Raw genomic sequence first — 26,051 nt, 5'->3', positions numbered from 1 at the left:
GTGGCCTTACGCTGTTTACCAAGTGGCACTTGGCAGTGTGGCAGTTACTTCTTTGCCGGCCAAAGAAGTAACCAAGAAAGGCCGTTCAAGGGGGCCATACACAGTGCCGCTCCTAGCCAGATGGCCCCCTTGAAAATCCCCTCTTATATCCCGTTTTCCGCTTCGGCCGCCTGCGGGCGGCGTTTTGTTTTTGGCTGGGCGGTTGGGCATAGCTAGCAGCGGACGCTTCCCCGGCTACAAGTTGTTTTTACAGTACCCCGATACTTCAGCTGGCATATCAGCTGACACCGATTTTGAAGAAGCTTAACGCTCCCAGTCATTCACTCTATATTTCAGCTTAATGATGTTGCCTATTTTGCAGGCTGATAACTCATCGTTCGATTACCACCGGCATCTTTTCCCGACGGCCTTTGTGGTTGATTGCTTTGAATATCTCTACAAAGAGCAGCGGCATCAGAGCCATCAGCGCGACGATCTCCCACTGCAGGAAATTCAGGCAGGATACCTTGAAGATGCCCGCCAGCATCGGTATTGATACGACCGACACCTGCATCAGGCAGCAGATGATAAACGCGCCGATCATAAACTTGTTGGAAAACAGGCCAATTTTAAAGAGCGAATGATCGCTGCGGGTGTTGAAGGCATGCACAAGCTGTGACAGGCTCAGCACACAAAAGGCCATCGTGCGGCCGATGACCGGCTCCGCGCCGGTATCAAAGCAGATGCGGCCGATCGTAAACGCGGCCAGAGCCAGCATTCCGATGAAAATACCTTCTATTATAATGGTAAAGGTCAGTCCATCCGCAAAGATGCTCTTTTTCGGACAGATCGGCTTCTGTTTCATGACATCCTGGTCGATCCCTTCCACACCCAACGCGAGGGCCGGCAAAGAATCGGTCACCAGATTGACCCATAAGAGCTGGATGGCCAGCAGTGGGGACGGCAGATCGAACAGGAACGCCACAAAGATCAGCAGGATCTCCCCGATGTTGCTGGACAGCAGGAAATGGATGGACCGCTTGATATTCTGATAGATGCCGCGGCCTTCCCGGACCGCTGAGACGATCGACGCAAAGTTGTCGTCGGTCAGAATCATGTCCGCCGCGCTTTTTGCGACATCGGTGCCGCTCTTGCCCATCGCGCAGCCGATATCCGCAATCTTCAGCGCAGGCGCGTCGTTTACGCCGTCACCGGTCATCGCCACGACCTCGCCGCGCGCCTGGAACGCTTTGACGATCCGCGCTTTGTGCTGGGGCGCGACGCGCGCAAAGACCGTATACTGCTCGATAACCCGGATGAGCTGTTCCTGGCTGATGCTGTCAAGCTCGGCCCCGGTCATAACCTTGCCGCTTCCCAGAATGCCGATTTCCCGGGCAATCGCCGTCGCGGTCAGCGCATGGTCGCCGGTGATCATGACCGGCTTGATGCCCGCGCGCCTGCAGGTCAGAACCGCTTCCTGCACCTCGGGACGCGGCGGGTCGATCATTCCGATAAAGCCGCTGAAGATCAGGTTCGTTTCCATGCCTGCGGTATCCTTCATATTCGGCAGGGCGTCCAGGTCCCTATAGGCGACCGCGATCACCCGCAGCGCCTTTTTGGCCATCTGCTCGTTGACCGACACAAGCTCCCGCTTCTTGGAATATCCAAGCTCGCGGACATTCATTTCTCCCGCATAGCCGGTACAGCGCTCGAGCAGGATATCCGGCGCGCCCTTGGTGATGACGCGGTACTTCCCGTCCGGCAGCCTGTGCACGGTGGTCATCATCTTGCGTTCGGATGAAAACGGGATCTCCCCCACCCGCTTATACTGCTTATCCAGCGTCGGCTTGTAAAGCCGGTTGTCGAGCGCGGCTTTGACCAGCGCCGTTTCGGTCGGGTCCCCCTCCAGCTCGGAGTCGGTCACCGCCGTGTTGTTGCAAAGCGCGGCCAGCGTGATGATCTGCGTATATGCTTTCGAACGGGCTTCGGCCCGCTTATCGGCGGTCTGCACCTCGACCACGGTCATCCGGTTCTGGGTCAGCGTGCCGGTTTTATCCGAACAGATCACACTGGCGCAGCCGAGCGTCTCCACCGCCGGAAGCTTGCGGATGATCGCGTTGTGCCCGACCATGCGCTGTACGCCGATAGCCAGCACGACCGTCACGACGGCGGGCAGGCCCTCCGGAATTGCCGCCACCGCGAGACTGACCGAGAGCATAAACATCTTAAAGGCCGGGATGTGCTGCATCAGTCCCAGCACAAAGATCACAAAGCAGATGATCATACAGGCGATGCCAAGCACCTTGCCGGTCTTTGCGAGCCTTTTTTGCAGCGGCGTTTCCGGTGTGTCGTCCTCGTCGATCATCCGCGCGATCTGGCCGACCTCGGAGTGCATGCCGGTGTCAACGGCAATCGCCCAGCCGCGGCCGGTCACGATGATGCTGCTGGAGAGCAGCATGTTCCGCCTGTCCCCAATCGCGGTCTTTTCACCCAAAAGCAGCGCCGGGTCCTTTTCTACCGCATTGGATTCCCCGGTCAGCGCGGATTCCTCCACCTTCAACTCGACTGCCTCAAACAGCCGCGCATCGGCCGGCACATAATCCCCCGCTTCGAGAATCAGGATATCGCCGGGGACCACCTCTTCGGTCGGAATGGTCACCTGCGCGCCGTCGCGCAGCACCCGCGTGGTGGGCTCGGACAATTTCTGCAGCGCTTCGATCGCCTTCTGCGCCTTGCTCTCCTGAATCAGGCCGAGCAGCGCATTGCAGAACACGATGACCAGAATGATGAGCGGATCGACGATGTCGGTCTCCCCCTGCAGGACCGAGGTGAAGAAGGAGATGCCGGCCGCGATCAGCAGGATGATCACCATGAAATCGGAAAACTGTTCGGAGAAGCGCCGGATCAGGCTCTTTCTTTTCTTCTGCTCCAGCCGGTTATAGCCGAACTTTGAGAGCCTTTTCTTCGCCTCTTTGGAGCTGAGCCCGGTATGCAGGTTGGTTTCCAGCTCCCTGGATACGGCGTCAACGGTCTTATTGTACCAACTCAAGTTGTATTCACCTCTGTTTTGATAATGTCTGTCACAATTCCTGTCCCACTATTGTCATATATATGTGTTGTCCCCTTTCGGATATGACAGCTCAGCCCGATCAAATCCACCTGTTTATTCGACAACATGCACAAAATACGCATCGCAAATTCAGATGGTTTATCAATGGAATTCATTAGCGATTTAATGTATAATAGTAATGAAGAAATTGAGGAATTTTGTAGTAATTTGTCGCACCATGCAATTTGATTCTTTTCGCCAACCGTCACATCAAGCTTGATCCATCCTCAATTTTTCTATTCTTCTTCGCTGGCGTCCTCGACGCCAGTTTTTTTATGGAAAATTCTCATTCGTTATCTGGAAATTGCGTTTTTTATTTCCTGTGCATAAATGGAAACGGTATCTTTTTATCAATTTTACACAATTTACACGAAGCTTCTTAGCGAATCTGTCAATAGCAATTTAAGTCAATCTCCGATATAATGTAACAAGGCATCTTGGAATTTTCACAATTCGTTTTGATTTTATCACTGGGCCCCGGCCGGCAGACATCTTGGATACATAGAAAATATCTGTTCAGAACGCCTGCCCGGAACCGGTGTTAAGATAAAATAAAATCAAGGAGTGGATCAAAAAATGAAAAAAAGCAAATCGGCCGCTAGGATTGCCGCCTTAGCTACCACTTTGGCAGTCCTGTCTTCCTCCCTCGCCCTGACAGCTTTTGCTGACGTCACATGGACCGGCAGGGAATGGAATTCTTCGGCCAGCCAGTTCTCCAAAGTGGAGAACCTGCATGTGGGACGCGAGGATCCGCGTTCTTCATTCTTCTCATTTAAGGATGAACAGAAGGCACTTGACTCCCAGCAGAACATGCTGCAGCGAGACCTTTCCGGGGCGGCATACCAGTCTCTAAATACCGCTGCGGGTCAGGAATGGAAATTCTACTTTGTCACCAACCCTTCTGCCCGTGCAGGCAGGCCGGATAATGAGAACATCACGAATGCCGGCTACAACGACGGCGACTGGGATGTCATCACGGTTCCGAAGAGCTGGGAGGCTTCCTACAACGAGGACAAGACCTTCCGCTACAACGCGCCGCAGTACACGAACACCGACTACCCCTGGATTGCCCAGAATCCGGCGCCGAGCAAGCCGAACGCGCCGCAGCAGTTCAATCCGGTCGGCATGTACCGCACCAAGCTGAATGTGGACGAGTCCTTCAAGGGCAAAAATGTCTTTCTGACCTTTGAAGGCGTGGAATCCGCCTGCTATGTCTGGGTCAACGGACATCAGGTCGGCTACAGCACCGACTCCTTCACCAGCAAGGAATTCAAGATCGACGAATACCTGAACTATGACGGCAACGATACGCTGGCTGTCGAGGTGTTCAAGTGGTCCAGCGGCAGCTGGTACGAGGATCAGGATATGATCCGTCTTGCCGGCATCTTCCGCGATGTGTACCTGACCGCCAAAGAGGACGTTGAAATCCGCGACTTCACGATTGTGCCGAAGAAAACCACCGACGGCATCGATCCCGCAACCGATTACAACGACTTCGATCTCGACATCTACACCAGCATCCGTGACCTCGGCGCTTCCGATGAGCTGAAAGACGGTCTTTCCGTCGACGTGGCGCTTTATGATCAGGAAGGCCGGAAGGTCTCTGACGAAAGCTTCGCTTCGAAGGACCTTTCCAAGGAAGTCGGCAGCTTTGACGCCACCGATTCGCTGGGCAGGCCGACCAAGACGCTGAAGCTCTCGGCCCGCGTTCTGAACCCCGCGAAATGGTCCGCTGAGTACCCGAACCTGTACAAAGCGCTGATCACACTGCGCGGCAAGGACGGCAGCGTCATTGAAACCACGGCTTACCGCTTCGGTTTCCGCGTCATCGAGATCAAAAACCAGGGAACTCAGAACGCACAGATGATCCTCAACGGCCAGCCGATCCTGCTGAAGGGAACCAACATCCACGAGATGTCCCCGGATACCGGCCGCTATATCGACGAGGAAACGATCATCAAGGACGTTGTGCTGATGAAGCAGTACAACTTCAACGCGATCAGGATGTCGCACTACAGCCATGACTTCCGCTACTATGACCTGGCGGACGAGCTGGGACTTTATGTCTGTGACGAGTCCAACCTCGAAACCCACGGCGACCGCTCGATTCCGGGCAGCAATCCGGATTACCTCCCGTCGGCCATCGACAGGGTTGCCAATATGTTCTACCGAACAAAGAACTTCCCGAGCGTCGTCATCCACTCGCTGGCAAACGAAGCCGGTTCCGGCGAAAACTTCCGCGAGATGGCAAAATGGCTGAAAGGTCAGTACACCGGCACGCCGAGCTTCTATGTCGACGACATGCTCAAGGGTGACCTGCAGATGCGTCCGATCCACTACGAAGGCGACAACGATAAGGCGGATATAAAATCCAACATGTATCCTTCGATTCAGCAGGTACTTACCGAATCCAACGTCAACAAGCCGTATGTCGCCTGCGAGTACACCCATGCAATGGGCAACTCCAACGGCTACTACAAAGAGTACTGGGATGCCTTTGAATCCAAAGACAACATCCAGGGCGGCTTTATCTGGGACTGGGTTGACCAGACCGTCAACACCTACCTCGAATCCGGCTACGCGCCTTCCCAGAATTCCACCGGCGCCGTCACCATCTCTGAGATCAAATCTCAGGACAAGAACCAGTTTGTCACCAAGCTGACCGGCGGCCTCGACGCGCTGGCTTCCACTGGTGTTTCCGGCGCCGCTGACGACTTCGCTCTGCGGGGCGTCGCCTATACCGAGCCGACACCTGAAGCGCTGAACCTGAACAAATCGCTCACGCTGGAAGCATGGATCTTCCCGGAGGAGAACACCACTGCCCCGCGCGTCATCATGGCGAAGGGCGACAACCAATTCCAGCTCAAAGCGGTCAACAACACGATTCAGTTCAACACCGTACAGGGCGGCTGGAACGAGCTTGAATACAAATATGACCAGTCCACCTGGCTCAACAACTGGCATCATGTGGCGGTCACCTACGACGCAGCCACCAAGACCGCCACGATGTACTATGACGATATGAGCACACCGGCATCCACCAAGGTCTTTGACAAGGCCAATGCGGACGGCTCCTTCCAGCAGTCCGGCCAGAACTTCGCAATCGGCCGCGACACCCAGAACAGCGGTTCCCGCGACTGGACCGGCCTCATCGACAACGCGCGCGTCTACGACAAAGCGCTTTCGGCTGAGGAGCTCTCGAACGAAGGCCGCACAGAAAACGATGAAAACATCGTGCTGTGGCAGAACTTCAATACCAAAGGCGAAACCAGCGAAGAGGGCGGCAGCACCGATCTGACCACCCATATCATCTCGTCCCAGGACAAATACCAGACCGAAACCGTTCTGCTCAGCGGCGACAAGGCTCTTACCAAAGCCGGCGTATCCGGCGCGGAGAGCGACAAGGCGCTCAGCGGAGTCGCGGTCGCCAACAAGAATGTCAGCGCGCTGAACATCAACGGCACCATCACACTGGAAGCCTGGGTCTACCCGGACGGCGGCACGGGTCCGCAGAACATCCTCGCAAAGGGCGACAACCAGTTCCAGCTGAGAACCATCAATGGCGAAGTCCAGCTCATGACCTACTTTGGCGGCTGGAATACCGTCGGCGTCAAATATGACGATTCCAACTGGGCAAACAACTGGCATCACATCGCCGCGACCTATGAGCCTTCCACCCGCACCGTCTCGATCTACATCGACGACATGTCCGCACCGGCTGTTTCCAAGGTTGTCGACAAGGCCGACGCCAACGGCAGATTCGCGCTCAGCGATCAGAAATTCGCAGTCGGACGCGATACGCAGAATGCCGGACGCGACTGGAACGGACTCATCGACAACGCACGTGTCTACAATAAGGTTTTGACGCCTGCCGAGCTGCAGAACGAAGGCAGAACCGCCGGCGATGACGGCGTCGTCTTCTGGCAGGACTTCAACGGTGAAAGCACGCCGTTCACCCCGATCGTGGACGAAGGCTACTGGGGCTTCGGCGGTGACTGGGGCGACGCGCCGAACTCCAACAACTTCTGCCAGAACGGCATCGTCAGCCCGGACAGGGTTGCGCACGGCGCCATGGTGGAGATCAAACGTGTCCATCAGGACTATGTCATGAACCTGAACAGCTTCGATAAAGACAGCGCATCGATCAGCATCCGCAGCCGCGCGCTGTTCGCAAACGCTTCGGATTATGACTTTGTATGGCAGATCACCGAGGACGGCAAGGTCATCCGTGAGGGCAAAGATGTTCTGGACATCGCGCCGCTTTCCACGGAGGATATCACGCTGAACTTCGATGAGATCACACCGGCTGACGGCAAGGAATACTTCCTGACCGCGAAATTCCTCCTCAAAGAGGCCACCGAATGGGCCGCCAAAGGCCACGAAATCTCCGCGGAGCAGCTGGAGCTTGATTTCGCCAGCGCACCGCTGCAGGCTTCCGACCTTTCGAAGCTTTCGGATGTCAACTATACCGAAAACGACAGCAATTATGTCATTTCCGGCAACGACTTCACCCTGACCTTCAACCGCGCGGCAGGTACGATTTCCTCGTTCAATTACAAGGGAACCGAGCTGTTTGCTCAAGACGATATCAATGGACCGGAACCGAACTTCTGGCGTCCGCCGAACGACAATGACCGCGGAAGCGGCGTCTTTGGAAGAACCGCATCTGCCTGGCAGTTTGCCGGACAGAACCGCAGCGGTCTTTCCACCAAGCTCGAGACCATCGGAACCAAGGCCGTCCGCATCACTGTGGAAGGCAATCTGGCTCCGTCGACAGGCTCGGCCACCTATTCCCAGATCTTCACCGTTTACGCGAACGGACAGGTTGTTGTGGACAACACCATGACGCCGTCCGGCTTCAACGGAAACGACATTCTGCCGGCAGTCGGCAATGTGATGACGCTCGGCAAGGACTTTGAGAACATCACCTGGTTCGGACGCGGCAGCGATATCGACGGCATCGTATCGGACAACTATGCCGACCGCAAGACCAAATCCTTCGTCGGCGTCTATTCCGGCACCGTCGAAGAGCAGTTCACCAAGTATGGCAAGGTCCAGTCCTCCGGCAACAAGACCGATACGCGCTGGGTCGCGCTGACCAACAACGACGGCACCGGTCTGATTGCGAGCAGCATCGGCGATCTGTTCGAAGTAAACGCACAGCACTACACCCTGAGCGAACTGAGCTCGCTGGGCACCAAGCATCCGTACGAAGCGGAAAAGACCGAAAACGTCGTCCTGAATCTGAACCATGTTCAGATGGGCGTCGGCTACGACCCGGGCTGGCTGGACAAGGGCTGGTATGAAGAAAAGGATATGCCTCGTCCTACCCACAGCTATCAGTACAGCTATAAGCTGTCCCCTGTTGAGGCGTTCTCGGCCGACAAGGCAATGGACATCAGCGATGAAGTGCTGAATCCAGAGCCGATTTCGGATATTCTGATCGACGGCGTTTCCATCGGCGACTTCAATGCCGCTCAGGAAGCATACACCTACACCTCTCCGAATACCCGCAGAACACCTGAAACCGTCGCCGTCAAGACCACGCGGGATGACGTCAAGGTTTCGATTCAGCAGGCGTCTTCCTTCTCGGATGACAGCAAAGCAGTTATCACCGCGGAAAGCTATGGTGTGAAACGCACCTACACCGTCACCTTTAGCAAACAGTACGGCGGCGTCAGCTACCTCGATGAACTCGACTGGGTCAGTGAAACGCACGGCGCTGAGAGGACCAATAAGAACCTGTCCTGCATCGGCAACCCGCTGACCGTATTCCAGGGCGGAGAAGCCAAGGTTTTCGAGCACGGTCTTGGAACCCATGCGGATTCCACGATCATCTATGATCTGACCGGCAAGGGCTACAGCACCTTCTCCTCCTTCATCAACTACGACTACGAGGTCTACAGCAGCAACGTCGGCAATCGGGGCGGCATCCAGTTCCTGGTTTATGTGGACGGCAAGCTGGCCTATCAGTCCGATGCGCTCCAGAAAGAGGGCACCGGCACACCGATCGAATCTCCATATGTCAACGTTAACGTCACCGGCGCGAAGGAACTCAAGCTGGTCGCCAAAACCATGGGCGGCGACCTGAGCAACGCACACGCCGACTGGGCGGACGCGAAGCTTGTAAGCACGCCGTCCGCTCTGGAACCGAAATCCGGCGTCGAGATCCTCCCAGAGGATATTCTGGCCGCCGACAAGGGCGCCACTGCCGGACAGATCAAGGATCTGTTCACCGTCACAGGCGGCGAAGTCCAGATTGTTGACGAGAACGGCAGCATCGTTTCGGACGACACCGCAGTCGGTACGGAATATCAGGTACAGGCTGTTGTCGACGGTGATGTATCCGACACGGTCACCCTCAGCGTCAAGGGCACCATCACCGGCAATACCGCCGGCGTGCAGGATCTGCTTGCGATCAAGTCCTTCATCCTGGGCCGTTCTGATCTCTCCGCGGCACAGACCCTGGCCGCTGACCTGAACGGCGACGGCATCATCAACATCTTCGATCTGGTCGCTCTGAAATTCGAAATTCTCAGAGGTTAACAGATCATCCTTCAGCACTACAAAGGACCGGCAGTTTTGCCGGTCCTTTTGTTTTTTCTATTCTTTGCGGGATTGTTTTAACACATCTCAGTTCAATCAAAATAACGGATATTTTTGTTTGGCAACGCCTATCCCTACTCTTCTTCGAATAATCCCGCCGTTTGTCCTGTCATGCAGCGCGCTGTTTCATAAGCGCATAGAAAGCATCCGTCAACCTGCACAGCGGAGAATTTTTATTCCGGCGTGCAATCTTTGATTTATTTTGAAAAATCTCTTGACTCTGACGTTACGTCATAGGGTATACTGTGAAACAGAAGGGAGGCATCACGATGGAAAAAACAGTCCGTGAAGTCAGCAGGCTGAGCGGTGTCAGTGTGCGCACACTGCATTATTATGATGAAATAGGATTGCTGCATCCGAGCCGGGTAACCGATGCCGGTTACCGGTTATACGACGAGAAAGCGCTTTCCCGCTTGCAGCAGATTCTGTTCTTCAAGGAACTCGGGTTTCCGCTCAAGGAAATCCGTCAAATACTGGACGATCCTTCCTTCGACGAATATAAGGCGCTTGAATCCCATCGCCGCCTGCTGCAGATGCAGCACGAGCGGCTGGACAATTTGATCCGCCTTGTAGACCATACCCTGAAAGGAGAAAATCATATGGAATTTAAACCATTTGATAAAACAGAGATTTTAAAAGCACAGGAGCTTTACGCCAAGGAGGCAAAGGAACGATGGGGAGACACCGACGCCTACCGGCAGAGCACCGCGAAGACCAGCGGATATACCGACACACAGTGGGAACAGATATCCGAAGAATTTGAAAAGATCTATCAGGCATTTGCGGAATGTATGGAACTTGAACCATCCGATTCAAAGGTCCAGCAGCTGGTTGCCGGCTGGCAGACCTTCATCACCGACCACTTCTACACCTGCACAAACGAAATCCTGGCAGGACTCGGAGAAATGTATGTTGCGGACGAACGGTTCCGTGCCAACATTGACCGCTACGGCGACGGGCTTGCTTCATTCATAAGCCGTGCCATCGCGCACTACTGCAAAGACTGATTCTGTGATACCAAACTTCAATGATTTGCCGATGTCTCCCCTATCCCGCAGGTTTTCTTTTTCCGCCGGATATGATATAATGGTGGAATAATGAAGATGATTGGAGCATAACGATGCAGCAGAAGAACCATAGTTTGACCTGCGGTCCCGTGGAAGCCGCCTATCTTGCCCAGCGGGATCCCGAGCTTGGAAAGGCCATCGAGCGTATCGGGCCGGTACGGCGTGAGATGTCGCCGAATATCTTTTCCTCGCTGATCAACAGCATCGCCGGTCAGCAGATTTCCGGCAAAGCATTGGAAACGATCTGGGGACGGATGCTGAAATTGCTGGGGGAACCCACGCCGCAGGCTGTCTGCGCGCATACGGCTGAAGAGCTTCAGAGATGCGGCATCAGCCATCGCAAGGCCGGATACATCCTGAACGCGGCCCAAGCAGTCGTTTCCGGACAGCTTGATTTAGACCGAATCGATGAGATGGAGGACGGCGAGGCCTGTCGTTACCTGTCTTCCCTGCACGGCGTCGGCATCTGGACTGCTGAAATGCTGCTGATCTTTTCGCTCGGACGACCGGATGTCCTGAGTTTCCATGACCTTGGCATCCGCAAAGGCATCATGCTGCTGCATGGGCTTGACAGCCTGGATAAAAAGGCGTTTCAAACCTATCGGGAACGGTATTCTCCCTATGGAACCGTGGCGTCGCTTTACCTGTGGGAAATTGCGTCCGGCAGGTAGTACGAACTGTTTGCGCCATCCTATCATACAATAAAGGAAGCGATCAGACAGGGAGGTGTCACGGTGCATTTAAAAAACAATCAAATCACGGTCCGGGAGATCATGGGCAATCCAAAAGCGCGCAGGCTTTTTCAGCAGGAATTTCCGAAGGAATTCCCAATGGTGGTTGGCAGCCCCATGTTTTACATGGTACAGAATATGACGCTGGCAAATTTGCTCCAAATGTCCAAAGGACATATCCCGCAGAAAAAAATTCAACATATTTTGGAAGAGCTTAAAAAGATCTAGTAAACATAAACGGCCTGTGTCCAGGAGACTGGATACAGGCCGTTTGAATCATCCGGCACAGCAAAGATTTACTTATCTGCTTTTATCTGATATAATAATACTAGACAGGATGTCTTTTATTTGATAGAACCGTATGCATTCATCTGAAAATGGAGATATATTGAGAAAAGGAGTCTTGCAAAAATGTTGGATCTTATTAAAACACAGGCGGAGCAGGCGGTAATTCAGCTTTTGAAAGCCGCAAAACTGCAGTCCGGCGACCTGTTTATCGTGGGATGCTCCACCAGCGAGGTTGGCGGACATCAGATCGGCTCATATTCCAGCATGGAAATCGCCGCTGCTGTCTTCGCGGGTATTTACCCGATTTTAAAAGAACGCGGCATTTTTCTGGCGGCACAGTGCTGCGAACATCTGGGACGGGCCATCGTTTTAGAGCGTAGGGCGGCTGAACGGTATCATCTGGAGGCAGTCAATGTTATCCCGCAGCCCAAAGCCGGAGGTTCCTTCCCCACCACGGCATATCAGCATTTTGAAGACCCGGCAGTGGTCGAAGAAATACGCGCACACTGCGGTATGGACATCGGCGGAACGCTGATCGGTATGCATCTGAAACGGGTGGCGGTTCCGGTCCGGCTGTCAATGACAAAGATTGGTGAAGCCAATATCGTCTGCGCAAGGACCAGGCCGAAATTTATCGGAGGCCCCCGCGCGGTTTATGATGAAAATCTGATGTAAGTTCACGACACAGAGACGCCGGCAGCAGAGCTTCCTATATTGCCGGCGTCCCTATAGGAAAAAAATTTCTTGAAAGCACTTGACGAATCGCTCAAAAAAGTGTAGAATAGATGTCAGTGATTTGGAGATATAGCTCAGTTGGTCAGAGCGTTCGGTTCACATCCGAGAGGTCGTGGGTTCGAGCCCCTCTATCTCCACCATCTTTACCTAAGACGGATATCAGCGTACTTTGTATGCTGATATCCGTTTTTTCTTTGTCTTCGGATTGATTGACATCGATGCGCTCGATGAGCAGATGCACCGCCTTCTCGTCCGGATTGGCTTTGAGCGATTCCAGCCAGTCTATTTCATTCTTGAGTTTCCACGATGATTGCTGAGGATCTGTAACTTTCTGCCCAAAATAATCTTGAAACATATATTGCTTCAGCGGCCGTGATGACAAGCCGCAGGACAAGCCCGCCCGCATGGCGCAGTTTCAAAAACCTGTCGACACTTGTGGAACCGACCAAACATCTCCTGCACCTTCTGGGCATTCCCGTATATCTTCCGGCCGCCGCGGTATCGACAGCTCAGAACCTTTACAGAAGACCCGTGCAGATACAGAAGGGCCGGTCAGTTTACAGCTGACCAGCCCTTCTGTATGGGATTTGTTTGGGGAATTCAGCTTTCCGGGGGATGGAAAGCTGATACGAACATATTCTGATCTATAGAAATGTTACTGGATATCTTCAAACAACACCATTGTATGGTGTTTTGAATTGATTGCGCCAGAAATGCATCATTTTCTATTGCATCCTTTAAGCGTGGGGATATGGCGCCTGTGAATAGACCAAACTCAGGCTTTTGCAAGCGCAGCGCCAAGTTTACGGCATTCTTTTGCCGCTTCATCGTCAGGCGCTTCGTTGGCGATCACAAAATCCGCCGCCAGCGTGACTCCGTCCGCGATGACACGCTCTTCCCAGCTGCGCATCCACTCGCCGTCGCCCCAGCCATATGAGCCGAACAAAACGATTTTTTTACCCTTCAGATCATCTTCCACCGATGCAAACATCGGTTCAAACTCGCTTTCCTCCAATTCTTCAGCCCCCATGGAAGAGCATCCAAACGCGATCCTGCTATATTCTTTCACCATGTCCGGCGTGAACTCGGATGCGGTGAATAACTGCGCTTCGGCCCCGGCTTCCTTGATACCATCCGCGACAAAACGCGCCATGGACGCGGTATTGCCGGTTCCGCTCCAATATACGACTGCGATTTGTTTCATATAGACACAACCTTTCTGAAATGATGATTTTAATATCAGACAAATTTGAGTGCCAACCTCCATGTGACCTTGGGCTGAAAAATGACAGGACTGGGAACAGAATGATGTGTTCAAATTTTTACTGCCGTGGTGAGCTGCAGGACGGACCTGCCCGCGCGGAACAGCTTCTTGTAAACCTGCCGGCATTTCTGGAATTTACAGAACATCCTCTTCGCCTCCTGCTCATCCCCGTATACCTTCCAGCAGCCGCAGCACCGGCAGTTCCGGCCTTCATTTTCGATGAACCCTGTCACATCATGCAGCGGGTAGCCGAGAAACAGGCCGATTTCATGCGGGAAGTCGCCGACCTGCGCAATCCTTCCGCCCAGATGCCGCAGCGCCCCGTTCAGATCGTTGCAGTCGTATCCCAGCGGCGATAAAAACGCCGCGACTCCCGGCCTTTGAAGGTCATTAGCCAGCCGGTTTGGGCGGTAGACCAGCACCAGCGCGCGGTTCTTGTTCCGATAAAGCTGACGGCACTGGACGCCGCGTGCGTTCAGCCGCGTGTCCCACTGGCGCACATGCTTGGAGATGTCCTGTCCATTGGAACAGGCAAGGCCGAACAGGTTCGCTGTTTTGAGGCCGGCAAGGGTCGGGGAGCAGTGTTCGATCAGCAGCGAGTCAAACATCTGCAGTCCCCCTTCCCACAGGCGGATACACAGTGCTGCCGCAGGATGTCCTTCAACGCGGCAATGCTGCTGGTATGCGAGCGCGCAACGCTGACGCTTGCGCGTCTGGCCTCGCTGAGCGCACAGGCGGTCATCTTATGGGATACCGTCCCGGTAAACAGGATCAACAGGTCGGGCGTGCCGATCTTCTTTTTCATCGCGGCCTGCATCTGTGTAAACACCTTGGCCTTGCAGTCGTACGCTTTGCAGGTCTCTTTATATTGGGTGATCATCCTGTCGTTTCCGCCAATAATTACTATGCTCATGTGACATCTCCTTTCAGTTAGCCACCACTAACTTGCATGTAAAAAAATTAGCCATTATGCGTATATTAAAAATGTAGTTCGATACAATAGTTAGCTTTAGCTAACCAATTGCATTTATATTAGCACAGATTTCCTGATACGTCAAGTGCCTTTTTTAATTATTTAAAACCCCGGGCGGTTGAGCTATCAAATACAGGAATCCTTAGAAATACGGAACAGGAATTTTAACAGAAAGCTGATAAAAACGGGTTTACCAGCTTTGATCTCATCTTCGGCAGATTTACGCCTCATTTTCAGCAGAGCGGAATTGCTGTCAAATTTTTCGGAGCGATCCATGCAGATCGGCCGGTCTCCCCTTCTGCCCTTTGACGCGGCCGCACCTCTGCGGATCTTATAAATCCTTGTCTGAACACGCCGTCAGCCGCCGGCGGCAGATGGATGTCCTTGATTGACAGGCCGCGCCGAAAGTACTATAATAATCTTTAAAGGGAATGGTCCTTAAAACGGAAATAAACATTCAGGGCGTGTGGGGAGATCTTCACACGCCTTTCGTGAAAGTACAAAGGAGCACACTATGAACGACATTCTGATGCTGTCCCAGGAACAGCTCAAATATCTGCAGCTTCTGGCGCAGAAGTACCCGTCGAAACAGGCGGTCTGCACACAGATCATCAACCTGCAGGCGATATTGAACCTGCCGAAAGGCACCGAACACTTCATCAGCGATCTGCACGGCGAATTCGAAGCGTTTGCGCATATCCTCAACAACTGTTCCGGCGTCATCCGCGAAAAGGTGGAGCTGGTTTTCCGCGACATCCTCAACAAATCCGAACAGTCCGATCTGTGCACGCTGATCTATTATCCGAAGGAAAAGCTCGAGATGGTCGAGCGCGAACGGCGCGATACCCCGCAGTGGTATGAAAATACGCTCCAGAACCTGATCGAGCTTGCCAAGCTCCTGTCCTCCAAATATACCCGCTCGAAGGTGCGCAAAGCGCTGCCGGAGGAGTTCAGCTATATCATCGACGAGCTGCTGCACGCCCAGCCGGATGAGGACAACAACCAGCTCGTCTACCATGAAAAGATCATCGATACGATCATCAAGACCGAAAGCGGGAGCGACTTTATCCTGGCTTTGGCCGCGCTGATCAAGCGGCTGGCCGTCGACCGGCTGCACATCGTCGGGGATATCTTCGACCGTGGCCCGCATGCCGACCGGATTCTGGACATGCTGATGGAATACCATTCGCTCGATATCGAATGGGGCAACCACGACATCCTCTGGATGGGAGCGGCCGCGGGGAGCGCGGCATGCGTCGCGGCAGTGATCCGCAACAACATCGCCTATGGAAATATGGAGGTTCTGGAAAGCGGCTACGGCATCAGCCTGCGAAGCCTCATGCTGTTTGCCGAGAAGACCTATCCGGAAATGGAGCTGTCCGCCGCCGCGGTGCGCGCCGTTTCTGTGATGCTGTTCAAGCTGGAAGGACAGATCATCCGCCGGCATCCGGAATATGGCATGGAGGAACGGCTCCTGCTCGACAAGATGGATTTGCAGAAGCAGACCGTGCGCATAGCCGGCGAGGAATATGCGCTGCGCGACGCCGTCTTCCCGACCGTTGACCTGGAAGCGCCTTACGCGCTCACCGAAGAGGAACAGCTTGTCATGGATGAACTGCAGCTTGCCTTCCGCAACAGCGAACGGCTGCACCGGCATGTGTCGTTCCTGTACTCCCACGGCTCGATGTACAACTGTTACAATCAAAACCTGCTGTTTCACGGCTGCATCCCGCTGGATGAGGACGGCAATCTGGAAGGCGTCACCTTCGGCGGCAGGACCTATCAGGGCAAGGCCTATATGGACTATGCCGACCGTATGGCGCGGCAGGCCTATTTTGATGAGGAAAGCACCGACTGTTTGGATTTCATGTGGTATCTGTGGTGCGGCAAACGCTCGCCGCTGTCGGGGCGGACGATCAAAACCTTTGAACGCGCTTTCGTCGCGGATGAAAGCACCTGGGAAGAACCGAAAAATCCTTACTATACATATTGCAGCACCGAACAGACCTGCAGCATGATCCTGCGCGAGTTTGGGCTGTATGCGGCCCCGTCCCATGTCATCAACGGGCATACGCCGGTCAGGGTCATCAGCGGGGAGAGCCCGGTGCGGGCAAACGGAAAGCTGATCGTGATTGACGGCGGCTTCTGCAAGGCCTATCAGAAATCCACCGGCATAGCGGGCTATACGCTGATCTACAATTCCCACGGCATGCGCATCAAGGCGCACCGTCCGTTTGAATCGGTCGAAAAGGCGCTGGAGGAAAACAAGGATATCGAATCCCAGACCGAGGTGTTCGAGACCGAACGCAAACGCATGATGATCGGCGACACCGATATCGGTATCGAGGTCGCGCAGACCATCGACGACCTGCACGCGCTGCTGGCCGCTTACCGGGAGGGCATCATCACCCAGGAGCTGGAGGCCGCCGATTATTAGGGCCATCCGCCGGTGAAGCCGGGACCCGGTAATACCGGCAGGGCGTTTGCCCAAGGCCTCTGAAGCGCGGATGTATATTCGTGCCGTCTGTCGGCATACGCACAGATGTTCTAAAAGGCGGCCCGTTCAGGCTGTTCTTTTCTGCCATCCTGATGACTTGCAAACAGACGGCCGATATGATAAAATAAAAACAGTCCTATCAATATGGAAAGATACGGTTCGAAAGGCCGCGCGGCCAAGTAGATTAATAGGGAAGCCGGTTGGAATCCGGCACAACCGCCATTACTGTGTTTGACGTATCGGAAACGGATGCCATTGGGGCAGGTGTGCTCTGAGAAGGCGTTTCCGGCGGGAGCTTTGTTCTCCCCGTCATCAGTCAGGAGATCTGCCGTATTTTTTACAGGTTACTGCGTCCTTGGGCGATGAAGAGGTGCAACCGACTTTGACTGATCTGCCGCTGCGGCAGCACGGAATATCGTATCTGAACGTTTGTGCTGCCGGGGATTGATTTACTGCGGCGGTTTCATAGAATTCGTTGTGCTTTCTCATACGGGAAAGCACTTTTTTTGTGTTGGAAAACATCTTTTACCCATCGCGCCGTTTGGCCGGGTCCGGGAGTTTCCCGGCCAGAGAAAAGCCTCTTAAAAGGATGACGCAACTCCAAAGGAACAAAAACAGACACATTTATGGCTTTGTCAAGTTAACATGAAAAAACAGTTCTGCAGTTGCTTTCTTCTCCGCCGTAGGTGGGGAAGAAGGCCAAAAGGGATGGAATCTTCATGGAACAAGCGTCTCTTCAAGCTTTTTCATATGTTTACTTCACAATGCCGCATTTATGAAAGGGAGTTTTTATGATGAAATCATTGCGAAACCGCCTGCTCGCGTCCTGTATGGCCCTGCTGGCCACCGTCTCCTGCATCTCCGTTTCCGCCGCCGCACAGGGAGCGGATGCCGCACAGTCCTCCGTCCTGCCGGCGTCACAGAATGCCGTATCCGCCGTATTGGCGGACAATACGGCACAGTGGCCCAATTTCCGCGGCAGTGACGACAACATTGCACGCACCGATGCGAAGACCGCGCGCAGCGCCGGGGAAGCCAAGCTGAACTGGACGCTTGAACTGAAAGCGTCCACCGACTGGTCCACCGCCATCTCCGATCCGGTTATGGTGAATGATCAGCTCTATTATGCTGTCGGCAGCCGGCTGTTTGTGGTGGACAAGTCCGGTTCCATCGTTAAAAAGACCGATCTCGACGGCACCATCGACTACACCTGCCGCCCGCTGTATCTGGATGGAAAGGTGGTCATCCCGCTGGACGACGGCAGCCTGCAGGCGCTGGACGCCAGTACGCTCGAAACCGTCTGGACCGCGGACACACCGGCCGAATGGGCGCCTGAGGGCGATCCCTGGCGGCATCAGCCCCTGACCACGCTAACCAGCCAGGACGGCTATATCTACGCGGGCACCGCCTGCGCGGACTGGAGCAGCAGCTACTACGGCGTTTACCGCTGCATCGACGGCGATACCGGAGCGGTGGTCTGGGTGCATGAAAACCAGAACGCCGGCTATTACTGGAGCGGCGCCGCGCATCTGAACGGCGCGGTCATTGTCGCGGGAGACGACGGCAACCTGATCTCCCTGGATGCCAAAACCGGTGACGAGCGCGCATCGCTTGCGCTCGGCGAAAAGGTCCGCACAACCGTCGTCCGAAACGGCGACGAGGTCCTGATGGTATCGGTCGACGGCACGCTCCACAAGGTCAAGGTTCTGGAGGACGGCACGTTCGGCGCGCATACACAGGTCAATTTCTCCGCCTACAGCACCAGCACGCCGGCCGTTCATAACGGCATGGCTTATGTCGGCGGACAGAAAGCGGATTACAGCGGCGTGTTCAGCATCATCGACCTTTCCACCATGCAGATCGTACAGACTGCGGCCGCACCGGCCGACATCAAGTCCGCCCCGCTGCTCTCCACCGGACATGCCGGAGAGGTCTATGCCTACTTCACTTCAAACGCCAATCCGGGCGCGCTGTATGCCGTGAAATACGGTTCCGATGAAGCCGAAGCGAGGGTTGTCTTCACGCCGTCGGGCGACGATCAGAACTACTGCATGGCCAGCGTGATCGCCGACGAAAACGGCACGCTGTACTACACGAACGATTCCGGAAAGCTGTTTGCGGTCGGTTATAACGGCGGCGATAATTCCAGCGACACCTCCTCCGACGTGTCGTCGGAAAGCAGCGTCTCCGAAGGTACTTCGCAGGGCGGCTCCTCCGAACTGCCCTCTTCGAGCATTTCAAGCGCATCCAACAGCAATTCCGATGGACAGAGCAGCTCGAACCCGGCAAGCTCTGTTCACAGCGCAGGCACACCGGCCACCGGCGACCATTCGGTCAGCATGGTCCTTCTGATTGTCCTGGTCGCGGCGGCGGTCATCGCGGTTGTACTGCTGGTCGTCCTGAGAAGCAAATCCAAAAAGAAGTAATCCGTCCTTTGTTCCTTTTTCCGCCGCCCCATAAAGGATTGAGGGCGGCGGAAGCTTTCACAGGGAGCATAGGAATACATATCCTTCATGAACACCAAAAAACTGGAGGAACCTAGATGAAACAGTTTTTAACCTGTCTTGCCGGCATCCTGCTGGTTCTGTCGCTGCTGGCCGGCTGCTCAAACGCGCCTGCGGAAGCTGCGGGCGCGTTGTCCGGCGCATCCGTCTCCGACAATTCCCGGACATTCGGCACGGCGTCTTCATCCCTGCAAAGCGATGCCGGACCGTCCTCCGCTTCAAGCGAATCCCAGACATCCGAACAGGACGTCCCCGACGCGCAGGATGACACAGACCCGGACAGCCGCGCTTCAAGCGCAGCCGCTTCATCCTCGGGGAAAAATAAGCAGCCGTCCGCTTCGAACTCGAAGGCGCCCGCCGGCGCCGCATCCTCCAAGGCTTCGGAAGCCTCCCGCGCGCCCTCCAAAGCGCCGGAACCCTCCAAGCCCTCCGGCGGCAGTTCGAAGGTGGAATCCAACACCATCTCCGTTTCCCTGTCGGTGGAATGCCATACCGCGGTTGCAAAGGGAAACGCGATTGCGCAATCGGTGTCCCAGAACGGCGTGATCCTGGGAAGCACCTCGATCACGCTGGAGAAGGGCGCGTCGGTGTACGACGCTTTGAAGAAAAGCGGTCTGGTGATCGGCGCGTCGTCATCCGCGATGGGCACCTATGTCTACTCGATTCAGTCGCTGGCCGAAAAGGCCGTTGGTTCCAAGAGCGGATGGATTTACCGCGTCAACGGCATTGTCAGCGGCAAGAGCTGCAGCAGCTACATCCTGCAGGACGGAGACGCCGTGCGCTGGCAGTACACCTGCGACAACGGCAACGATTTATGATATGAAAAGACATCTCTTCACCCACTATCATCCGGCGGTGATCTTCCTGTATTTCGCGGGGGCGATCATCCTTTCCATGTGTACCATGCATCCGTTCTTTGTGCTGCTCTCCTTTCTGTGCAGCGGATGCTACTGCATCTATCTGAGGGGGCTGCGCAGTTATCTGAAGGGGCTGCGCTGGTATCTGGTCATGATGCTGATCATCGCGGCCGCAAACGCCCTGTTCAACGGGCTGGGGCTGTCGGTGCTGTTCTATCTGGGCGGACGGCCCATCACGGTGGAGGCCATCCTCTTCGGGCTCTGTTCGGGACTCATGCTGATCAGCGTGCTGCAGTGGTTTTCCTGTTATCAGCTTGTAATGACCAGCGACAAGTTCATGAGCCTGTTTGGCGGAAAGCTGCCGACCATCTCGATGATGCTGGCCATGGTGTTCCGCTACATCCCGGATACCATCCGCAAATCGCACGAGATCGCGGCCGCGCAGCGGTCGCTGACCGGCGGGGAAAAGCAGGGCCGCAAACAGAAGATGGCCCAGGGGGTGCGCATCGCGTCGATCCTGATGAGCTGGAGCATGGAAAACTCGCTGGAAACAGCGGATTCGATGCACAGCCGCGGATACGGAAGCGGCAGGCGCAGCCACTATGCCAACGAGCGGTTTACGCTGTACGACGGCGTTTCGGCGGCAGTCCTGCTGGCATTGCTCTTACTCAGCATCCCGGTTCTGTTTCTCTGTGCAAACCGGTTTCAGTTTTATCCGCTGCTGTCCCCGGCAGATTTTCCGCTGTGGTTCAGCCTGCCTTACGCGATTCTGCTCTGTTATCCCCTGCTGCTCGAAGGAAAGGAGGCGGTACTTTGCCTGCGATATCGTTTCTAGATTACAGCTTTACCTATCCCGGTGCGAAAAGGCCCGCGCTGCACTCGGTCCATTGTGCGGTGGACGCCGGCGCGTTCGTTCTGCTGTGCGGCCCGACCGGAAGCGGCAAAACGACGCTGCTGCGCAGCATCAAGCCCGAAACCGCGCCCGCCGGAGCGCACAGCGGAACAATCACAGTCCTTGGACAGGACCGGGACAAACGGGACAGCCGCGGGCAGGCTTTGCGCGTCGGCTACGTCGCGCAAAGCCCCGACAACCAGCTTGTCATGGACTGTGTCTGGCACGAGCTGGCGTTCGGGCTGGAGAACATGGGCCTTGAATCCCACATCATCCGGCGCAGGATGGCCGAAACCGCCAACTTCTTCGGCATCGGGGACTGGATACAGAAAAAGGTGTACACTCTCTCGGGCGGGCAGAAGCAGATTTTGAACCTGGCGTCGGTGATGGCCATGCAGCCGGATATCCTGCTGCTGGATGAGCCGACCGCGCAGCTCGACCCGATTGCCGCAAAGGAATTTCTGCAGATGGTCAAGCGCATCAACGAGGAGCTTGGCACAACGGTGATCCTGTCGGAGCATCGTCTGGAGGATGTGCTCCCGGTTTCCGATACGGTCCTGTATATGCTGGACGGCCGGCTGGAAGCGCAGTTGCCGCCAGCGGATTTTGTCCGGTGGGTCTACGCAGAGCAGCGCGGTTTTGCCGAAGCGCTACCCGCCTGCGTGCGCACGGCGCGAAAGCTTGGATGCCGGCGGGACGACCCGCTGTGTGTCAGGGACGGCCGCACCTGGCTGGGGGAAAACCGGCGAGATGTCAAATGTATTTCCAAGGATGCCGCGGCACAGAACGATGAGACAAGTGCCGAAGCGGCGCTGTCCGCCAAAAACCTCTGGTACCGGTATGAAAAAAATGAAGCGTTTGTGATCCGCGACGCCGCCTTGGCACTCCACAGGCAGGAAATCCATGCGATTGTCGGGGGAAACGGAAGCGGCAAATCCACGCTGCTGCAGCTATTGTGCGGCACCTTGAAGCCGAACCGCGGCCGGGTAAAGCGTGAGGGCACCGCAAAGATCGGGCTGTTGTCACAGGACCCGAAATCCCTGTTTACGGCGGATACGCTTTATGAGGAGCTGCGAGAGCTTTCATCCTCCCATCATTACGGTAAAGATGAGATTGACGGCATGATGGAAACCTTCTCGCTGACCGCGCTCAAAGACCGGCATCCATACGATCTTTCCGGCGGGGAGATGCAGAAGGCGGCGCTTGCCAAAATCCTGCTGCTTTCTCCGGACATCCTGCTGCTGGACGAGCCGACCAAGGGCATCGACGCGGCGGCGAAGAATGAGTTCGGCGATATTCTGACCTCGCTGAAGAAGGATGGCAAAACCATCCTGATGGTGACGCATGACGTGGAATTTGCGGCCCGGATTGCCGACCGCTGCTCCATGCTGTTCGACGGCGCGGTTTCCTGCACCGATTCTGGAAGATCCTTCTTTTCCTCGAACATCTTTTACACGACCGAGACCAACCGCATGACCCGCGGCTTCGCAGACGGCTGCGTCACGGTGGAGGATGTGGGCGTATGACAAAGCTGCTGAAAATCATAGAACCGTTGATGTTGTGCCTGGTTCCGATCGTGCTGCTGCTCTGCGCATTCTTCCAGCTTCCGTTCACATCGCTGCTGATACTTCTGACAGCGGGAGCGGCCATCGTCCCGTTTTTTCTGCGATTTGAACGGCAGCAGCCGCGTCCGCGCGACATCATGCCGATTGTCGTGCTGTCTGCCATTGCCGCGGCCGGGCGCATCATCTTCGCGCCGTTTCCGAATTTCAAACCGGTTTCGGCCATTGTGATCGTCAGCGCCATCTGCTTTGGAAAGCAGAGCGGCTTTCTGACCGGCGCGCTCGCGGCGCTCGCATCGAATATGTTCCTCGGACAGGGGCCATGGACCCCTCTGCAGATGTACGCCTGGGGGCTGGTCGGTTATCTGGCCGGGATGCTCAACGAGCATGGATGGTTTCAAAAGCCGGCCGCCGTATACATCTACGGGTTTCTCTCCGCGCTGGCCTACGGTCTGATACTGGATTCCTGGTATATCGTCGGTTTCGTCAGCCCGATCACCTGGCAGTCCGCGCTGCTTGGATATGGCGCCGGGCTTCCATTCTCGCTTTCCCACGCCGTCGCAACGGTTGTGTTTCTGATTCCGATCCTAAAGCCCTGGTGCAGGAAAATCCGGCGCATCATTGTCAAATTCGGCCTGCACTGCTGAATCAGCCTGATAAAAGGAACCAAGCTGCCGGGACTATCTGTTATGAAGGGTCATCGTCAAGAAACATCTGATGGAGGATCAAGGCTTGACAACTGGCAAAAATTACGGTATAATATCTCAGAAATAAGGGAGTAGTCAGCGTGTAAACGTGACAAAGCCAACATACTGGAACGCAGTTCCTGGTTTTGTATGAAATGACGAGACTTATCTGTCCGGCGGCAGATGGGTCTCTTTTTATGTCCTCTGCTCCATATCCTTCCGCGGCCGGATAAAAAATGAGGGGGATACGACATGAGTTTATGGGAATTGTTTATCATCGCGGTCGGGCTGTCCATGGATGCCTTTGCGGTATCGGTCTGCAAGGGGCTGTCCGTCGACAGGGTGCGGCCGAAGCATGTTCTGACTGCCGGCGCGTATTTCGGCGCCGCGCAGGCGCTGATGCCGCTGATTGGATTTGCGCTGGGCGTGCAGTTTCAGTCGCTGATCACCAATGTGGACCATTGGATTGCGTTTGTCCTGCTGGCCTTTATCGGCGGCAACATGGTTTTGGAATCCCGCAAAAAGGACGAACCGTGTTCCTGTTCGTTTCAGCCGAAGGCCATGCTTCCGCTGGCGATTGCCACCAGCATCGATGCGCTGGCCGTCGGTGTGACCTTTGCGTTTCTGAAGGTGGACATCCTGCCGGCAGTCGGGTTTATCGGCGTCATCACATTCGTGCTGTCGGCTGTGGGGATCAAAATCGGCAACCTGTTCGGCTGCAGATTCAAATCGGGAGCCGAGCTGTTCGGCGGCATTGTGCTGATTTTAATGGGAATTAAGATTTTGCTGGAGCATCTGGGCATATTCGGCTCGTAAACAGAGGAAGGACGTCCGCGGTCATGACTGCGGATGTCCTTCCTTTGTTTAAATACCTCAGTATGGTTATGTTTATGAAAATACAACTTTGGGCTGGGGGCGTTGCAACGAAGCGGCCCAGAATCTTAACTATATTTTCCAGTTTTATTTGGCACGGTGGGTATTGTTTCGCCGTGGTGCGGTGGTGACACTGTGTTCGCCAAGTGCCACTTAGGACCAGATGGCCCCCTTGAAAATCCCCTCTGATATCCCGTTATTTGGTTCGGCCGCCTGCGGGCGGTTCTGAGTAAAAAACGCTTCTGCGATCGTAGAACGCCGTAGGCGATTGCTCCACCGCTAGGTGGTCGGCCGCCTGCGGGCGGCGTTTTGCTTTTGGCTGAGGTGGTTGGGCATAGCTAGCAGCGGACGCTTTCACGGTTATAGGCGGCTCCTATGGTACCCCAATACTTTGGCTGGTACGTAAGTTTACAGCTAACTCAAATGGTACGACATTTTTTAGAAAAATTCTTCTAAATATCTTTAAGATCGTTCCCAAAAAGTTCAGCCATCTTCATTTTTCGTCGTTAGTCGTCACATACTGAAAAGTAGAAATCAGTAAACGGAATTCAGCGTCCTGCTTGGCAAAACAACAACCTTTGCGGCATAACTCAACACTCAGCATAAATATAGCCATTCTTTGATTTTTGACAGGCTGAAAGGACATCCGCAGGATGACTGCAGATGTCCTTAATCTTTTTTATGGGGTGCCTTATATGTATGAAATCGATCCATTGAAATGCTCAGTCTTTACCATGCGATCAAAGGCATCATCCCGCTGACGGTAGACCTATCTGACCGGATGGCGCAGAATTGTTTTCAGCCGTTCAGGAGCTGTCCGGCGCGGGTCGCCGAGGTAAATTTCGTGATGCCGTCTTCCCGCCGCGCTGCAGTCGTCCGTCAGTCCCTGCTGAGTGATAAATGCGCCCAGGGCATCGATGGAACGCTGTTCCTCACTGTACGGGCCGACGTGCATGATTTGAGCGCACAGCCCTTCCTCATAGGTCTCGAGCCGCACACGGCTGAAATCCAGGTCGGGATGCTTTTTCTTTGCCTGCTCGCAGGCCCATTGAAGCACCTCCGGCGTCACAAATTCCGGCATCCGCAGCATGGAGGTCCATTTCCATGCATGCCGGTTATCGGAAAAACCGGTCGTCCCGCAGTCCCAGAGTCCTTCCAGCGGCGGCACGGTGAAATCGGTATAGCCCTGCGGCTGCCATTCCCCCATCTTTGCCATCTTGATGGTGAACGCAATCGAATACAGGAGCTGAACCGCCTGCTGATACGATGCGTCTTCCGGTGCGCCTGTGCCGTCCACCATCAGATACGGGATGGGCGGCAGTTCTATGACAGCCGGCTGCTGTTTAGCAGAATAGAATGCGCGGTCCATTTTTTTAAAGTCCAGTTTATCGGTCATATCGGTCGATCCCTTCTATTCAAAATCTTGCT

General features: G+C 54.9%; 17 protein-coding genes, 1 tRNA gene and 1 riboswitch. Of the genes, 13 read left to right on the top strand and 5 right to left on the bottom strand.

Going from position 1 to position 26,051, the window contains the following annotated elements; all coding sequences use genetic code 11:
- Positions 1-370: 370 nt before the first annotated feature.
- Positions 371-3,028, bottom strand: coding sequence for a calcium-translocating P-type ATPase, PMCA-type (locus tag BN348_RS05800; RefSeq protein WP_040196859.1), 2,658 nt, complete (start codon positions 3,026-3,028; stop codon positions 371-373).
- Positions 3,029-3,664: 636 nt separating this feature from the next.
- On the opposite strand from BN348_RS05800, the gene BN348_RS13090 reads away from it, so the two are divergent.
- The 6 genes from BN348_RS13090 (at position 3,665) to BN348_RS05770 (ending at position 12,655) form a co-directional block, all read left to right on the top strand.
- On the top strand, positions 3,665-9,634 hold the full coding sequence (locus BN348_RS13090; protein ID WP_082020819.1) for a glycoside hydrolase family 2 TIM barrel-domain containing protein: 5,970 nt from the start codon (positions 3,665-3,667) through the stop codon (positions 9,632-9,634).
- A 329-nt stretch (positions 9,635-9,963) separates the two neighbouring features.
- A complete protein-coding gene (locus BN348_RS05790) occupies positions 9,964-10,701 on the top strand; it encodes a MerR family transcriptional regulator (protein WP_040196858.1) in 738 nt (245 codons plus the stop codon).
- Positions 10,702-10,814: 113 nt separating this feature from the next.
- The gene (locus BN348_RS05785; RefSeq protein WP_040196857.1) at positions 10,815-11,432 is read left to right on the top strand and encodes a DNA-3-methyladenine glycosylase family protein; all 618 of its coding nucleotides are present in this window, start codon (positions 10,815-10,817) and stop codon (positions 11,430-11,432) included.
- 102 nt (positions 11,433-11,534) lie between these two features.
- Complete coding sequence (locus BN348_RS05780; protein WP_156136432.1) at positions 11,535-11,720, top strand: hypothetical protein; 186 nt, start codon at positions 11,535-11,537, stop codon at positions 11,718-11,720.
- Positions 11,721-11,903: 183 nt separating this feature from the next.
- Positions 11,904-12,455, top strand: a complete 552-nt coding sequence (locus BN348_RS05775) for a TIGR01440 family protein (RefSeq protein WP_040196855.1) — start codon at positions 11,904-11,906, stop codon at positions 12,453-12,455.
- 123 nt (positions 12,456-12,578) lie between these two features.
- A tRNA-Val gene (locus BN348_RS05770) sits at positions 12,579-12,655 on the top strand.
- A 635-nt stretch (positions 12,656-13,290) separates the two neighbouring features.
- Here BN348_RS05770 and BN348_RS05765 read toward each other — a convergent pair.
- The 3 genes from BN348_RS05765 to BN348_RS05755 all read right to left on the bottom strand — a co-directional run bounded on the left by BN348_RS05765 (position 13,291) and on the right by BN348_RS05755 (position 14,692).
- Positions 13,291-13,719, bottom strand: a complete 429-nt coding sequence (locus BN348_RS05765) for a flavodoxin (RefSeq protein WP_040196854.1) — start codon at positions 13,717-13,719, stop codon at positions 13,291-13,293.
- 110 nt (positions 13,720-13,829) lie between these two features.
- Positions 13,830-14,387 (bottom strand): DUF3793 family protein, encoded by a 558-nt coding sequence (locus BN348_RS05760; RefSeq protein WP_040196853.1) that lies wholly within the window; start codon positions 14,385-14,387, stop codon positions 13,830-13,832.
- The gene (locus BN348_RS05755; RefSeq protein ID WP_052446758.1) at positions 14,369-14,692 is read right to left on the bottom strand and encodes a DUF2325 domain-containing protein; all 324 of its coding nucleotides are present in this window, start codon (positions 14,690-14,692) and stop codon (positions 14,369-14,371) included. Before BN348_RS05755 ends, BN348_RS05760 begins: the two co-directional genes overlap by 19 nt.
- Positions 14,693-15,266: 574 nt before the next feature.
- On the opposite strand from BN348_RS05755, the gene BN348_RS05750 reads away from it, so the two are divergent.
- From BN348_RS05750 to BN348_RS05720, 7 genes are all read left to right on the top strand, one after another.
- Entirely contained in the window at positions 15,267-17,189 is a 1,923-nt protein-coding gene (locus BN348_RS05750; RefSeq protein ID WP_040196852.1) for a fructose-bisphosphatase class III, read from the top strand.
- Positions 17,190-17,387: 198 nt separating this feature from the next.
- Positions 17,388-17,596: riboswitch (cobalamin riboswitch) on the top strand.
- Between the two features lie 447 nt (positions 17,597-18,043).
- Positions 18,044-19,675: an outer membrane protein assembly factor BamB family protein gene (locus tag BN348_RS05745; RefSeq protein WP_197068289.1), complete on the top strand. Its 1,632-nt coding sequence runs from the start codon at positions 18,044-18,046 to the stop codon at positions 19,673-19,675.
- A gap of 116 nt (positions 19,676-19,791) precedes the next feature.
- On the top strand, positions 19,792-20,571 hold the full coding sequence (locus BN348_RS13085) for a DUF4430 domain-containing protein (protein ID WP_052446757.1): 780 nt from the start codon (positions 19,792-19,794) through the stop codon (positions 20,569-20,571).
- A gap of 1 nt (position 20,572) precedes the next feature.
- On the top strand, positions 20,573-21,445 hold the full coding sequence (locus BN348_RS13875) for an energy-coupling factor transporter transmembrane component T (protein WP_052446756.1): 873 nt from the start codon (positions 20,573-20,575) through the stop codon (positions 21,443-21,445).
- Positions 21,424-23,028 carry an ABC transporter ATP-binding protein gene (locus BN348_RS05730; RefSeq protein ID WP_040196850.1) on the top strand — a complete coding sequence of 535 codons (1,605 nt, stop codon included), beginning with the start codon at positions 21,424-21,426 and terminating at the stop codon, positions 23,026-23,028. Before BN348_RS13875 ends, BN348_RS05730 begins: the two co-directional genes overlap by 22 nt.
- Complete coding sequence (locus BN348_RS05725) at positions 23,025-23,711, top strand: DUF6580 family putative transport protein (protein WP_040196849.1); 687 nt, start codon at positions 23,025-23,027, stop codon at positions 23,709-23,711. The genes BN348_RS05730 and BN348_RS05725 overlap by 4 nt, the downstream gene beginning before the upstream one ends.
- A gap of 291 nt (positions 23,712-24,002) precedes the next feature.
- Positions 24,003-24,566 carry a manganese efflux pump MntP gene (locus BN348_RS05720; RefSeq protein ID WP_040196847.1) on the top strand — a complete coding sequence of 188 codons (564 nt, stop codon included), beginning with the start codon at positions 24,003-24,005 and terminating at the stop codon, positions 24,564-24,566.
- An 826-nt stretch (positions 24,567-25,392) separates the two neighbouring features.
- Here BN348_RS05720 and BN348_RS05715 read toward each other — a convergent pair.
- Entirely contained in the window at positions 25,393-26,019 is a 627-nt protein-coding gene (locus tag BN348_RS05715) for a GyrI-like domain-containing protein (protein ID WP_040196846.1), read from the bottom strand.
- Between the last annotated feature and the right edge of the window lie 32 nt (positions 26,020-26,051).

Source organism: Candidatus Soleaferrea massiliensis AP7 (assembly GCF_000820765.1).
Classification (GTDB): domain Bacteria; phylum Bacillota; class Clostridia; order Oscillospirales; family Ruminococcaceae; genus Soleaferrea; species Soleaferrea massiliensis.
Note: the sequence above shows the minus strand (reverse complement) of the source record. Positions and strands in the feature narration are given on the sequence as shown.

Excerpts from the sequence above, each read along its gene's own strand:
- BN348_RS13090 (WP_082020819.1), top strand. The coding sequence starts at position 3,665 with ATGAAAAAAAGCAAATCGGCCGCTAGGATTGCCGCCTTAGCTACCACT.
- BN348_RS05790 (WP_040196858.1), top strand. The coding sequence starts at position 9,964 with ATGGAAAAAACAGTCCGTGAAGTCAGCAGGCTGAGCGGTGTCAGTGTG.
- BN348_RS05785 (WP_040196857.1), top strand. The coding sequence starts at position 10,815 with ATGCAGCAGAAGAACCATAGTTTGACCTGCGGTCCCGTGGAAGCCGCC.
- BN348_RS05780 (WP_156136432.1), top strand. The coding sequence starts at position 11,535 with ATGGGCAATCCAAAAGCGCGCAGGCTTTTTCAGCAGGAATTTCCGAAG.
- BN348_RS05775 (WP_040196855.1), top strand. The coding sequence starts at position 11,904 with ATGTTGGATCTTATTAAAACACAGGCGGAGCAGGCGGTAATTCAGCTT.
- BN348_RS05765 (WP_040196854.1), bottom strand. The coding sequence starts at position 13,719 with ATGAAACAAATCGCAGTCGTATATTGGAGCGGAACCGGCAATACCGCG.
- BN348_RS05760 (WP_040196853.1), bottom strand. The coding sequence starts at position 14,387 with ATGTTTGACTCGCTGCTGATCGAACACTGCTCCCCGACCCTTGCCGGC.
- BN348_RS05755 (WP_052446758.1), bottom strand. The coding sequence starts at position 14,692 with ATGAGCATAGTAATTATTGGCGGAAACGACAGGATGATCACCCAATAT.
- BN348_RS05750 (WP_040196852.1), top strand. The coding sequence starts at position 15,267 with ATGAACGACATTCTGATGCTGTCCCAGGAACAGCTCAAATATCTGCAG.
- BN348_RS05745 (WP_197068289.1), top strand. The coding sequence starts at position 18,044 with ATGAAATCATTGCGAAACCGCCTGCTCGCGTCCTGTATGGCCCTGCTG.
- BN348_RS13085 (WP_052446757.1), top strand. The coding sequence starts at position 19,792 with ATGAAACAGTTTTTAACCTGTCTTGCCGGCATCCTGCTGGTTCTGTCG.
- BN348_RS13875 (WP_052446756.1), top strand. The coding sequence starts at position 20,573 with ATGAAAAGACATCTCTTCACCCACTATCATCCGGCGGTGATCTTCCTG.
- BN348_RS05725 (WP_040196849.1), top strand. The coding sequence starts at position 23,025 with ATGACAAAGCTGCTGAAAATCATAGAACCGTTGATGTTGTGCCTGGTT.
- BN348_RS05720 (WP_040196847.1), top strand. The coding sequence starts at position 24,003 with ATGAGTTTATGGGAATTGTTTATCATCGCGGTCGGGCTGTCCATGGAT.
- BN348_RS05715 (WP_040196846.1), bottom strand. The coding sequence starts at position 26,019 with ATGACCGATAAACTGGACTTTAAAAAAATGGACCGCGCATTCTATTCT.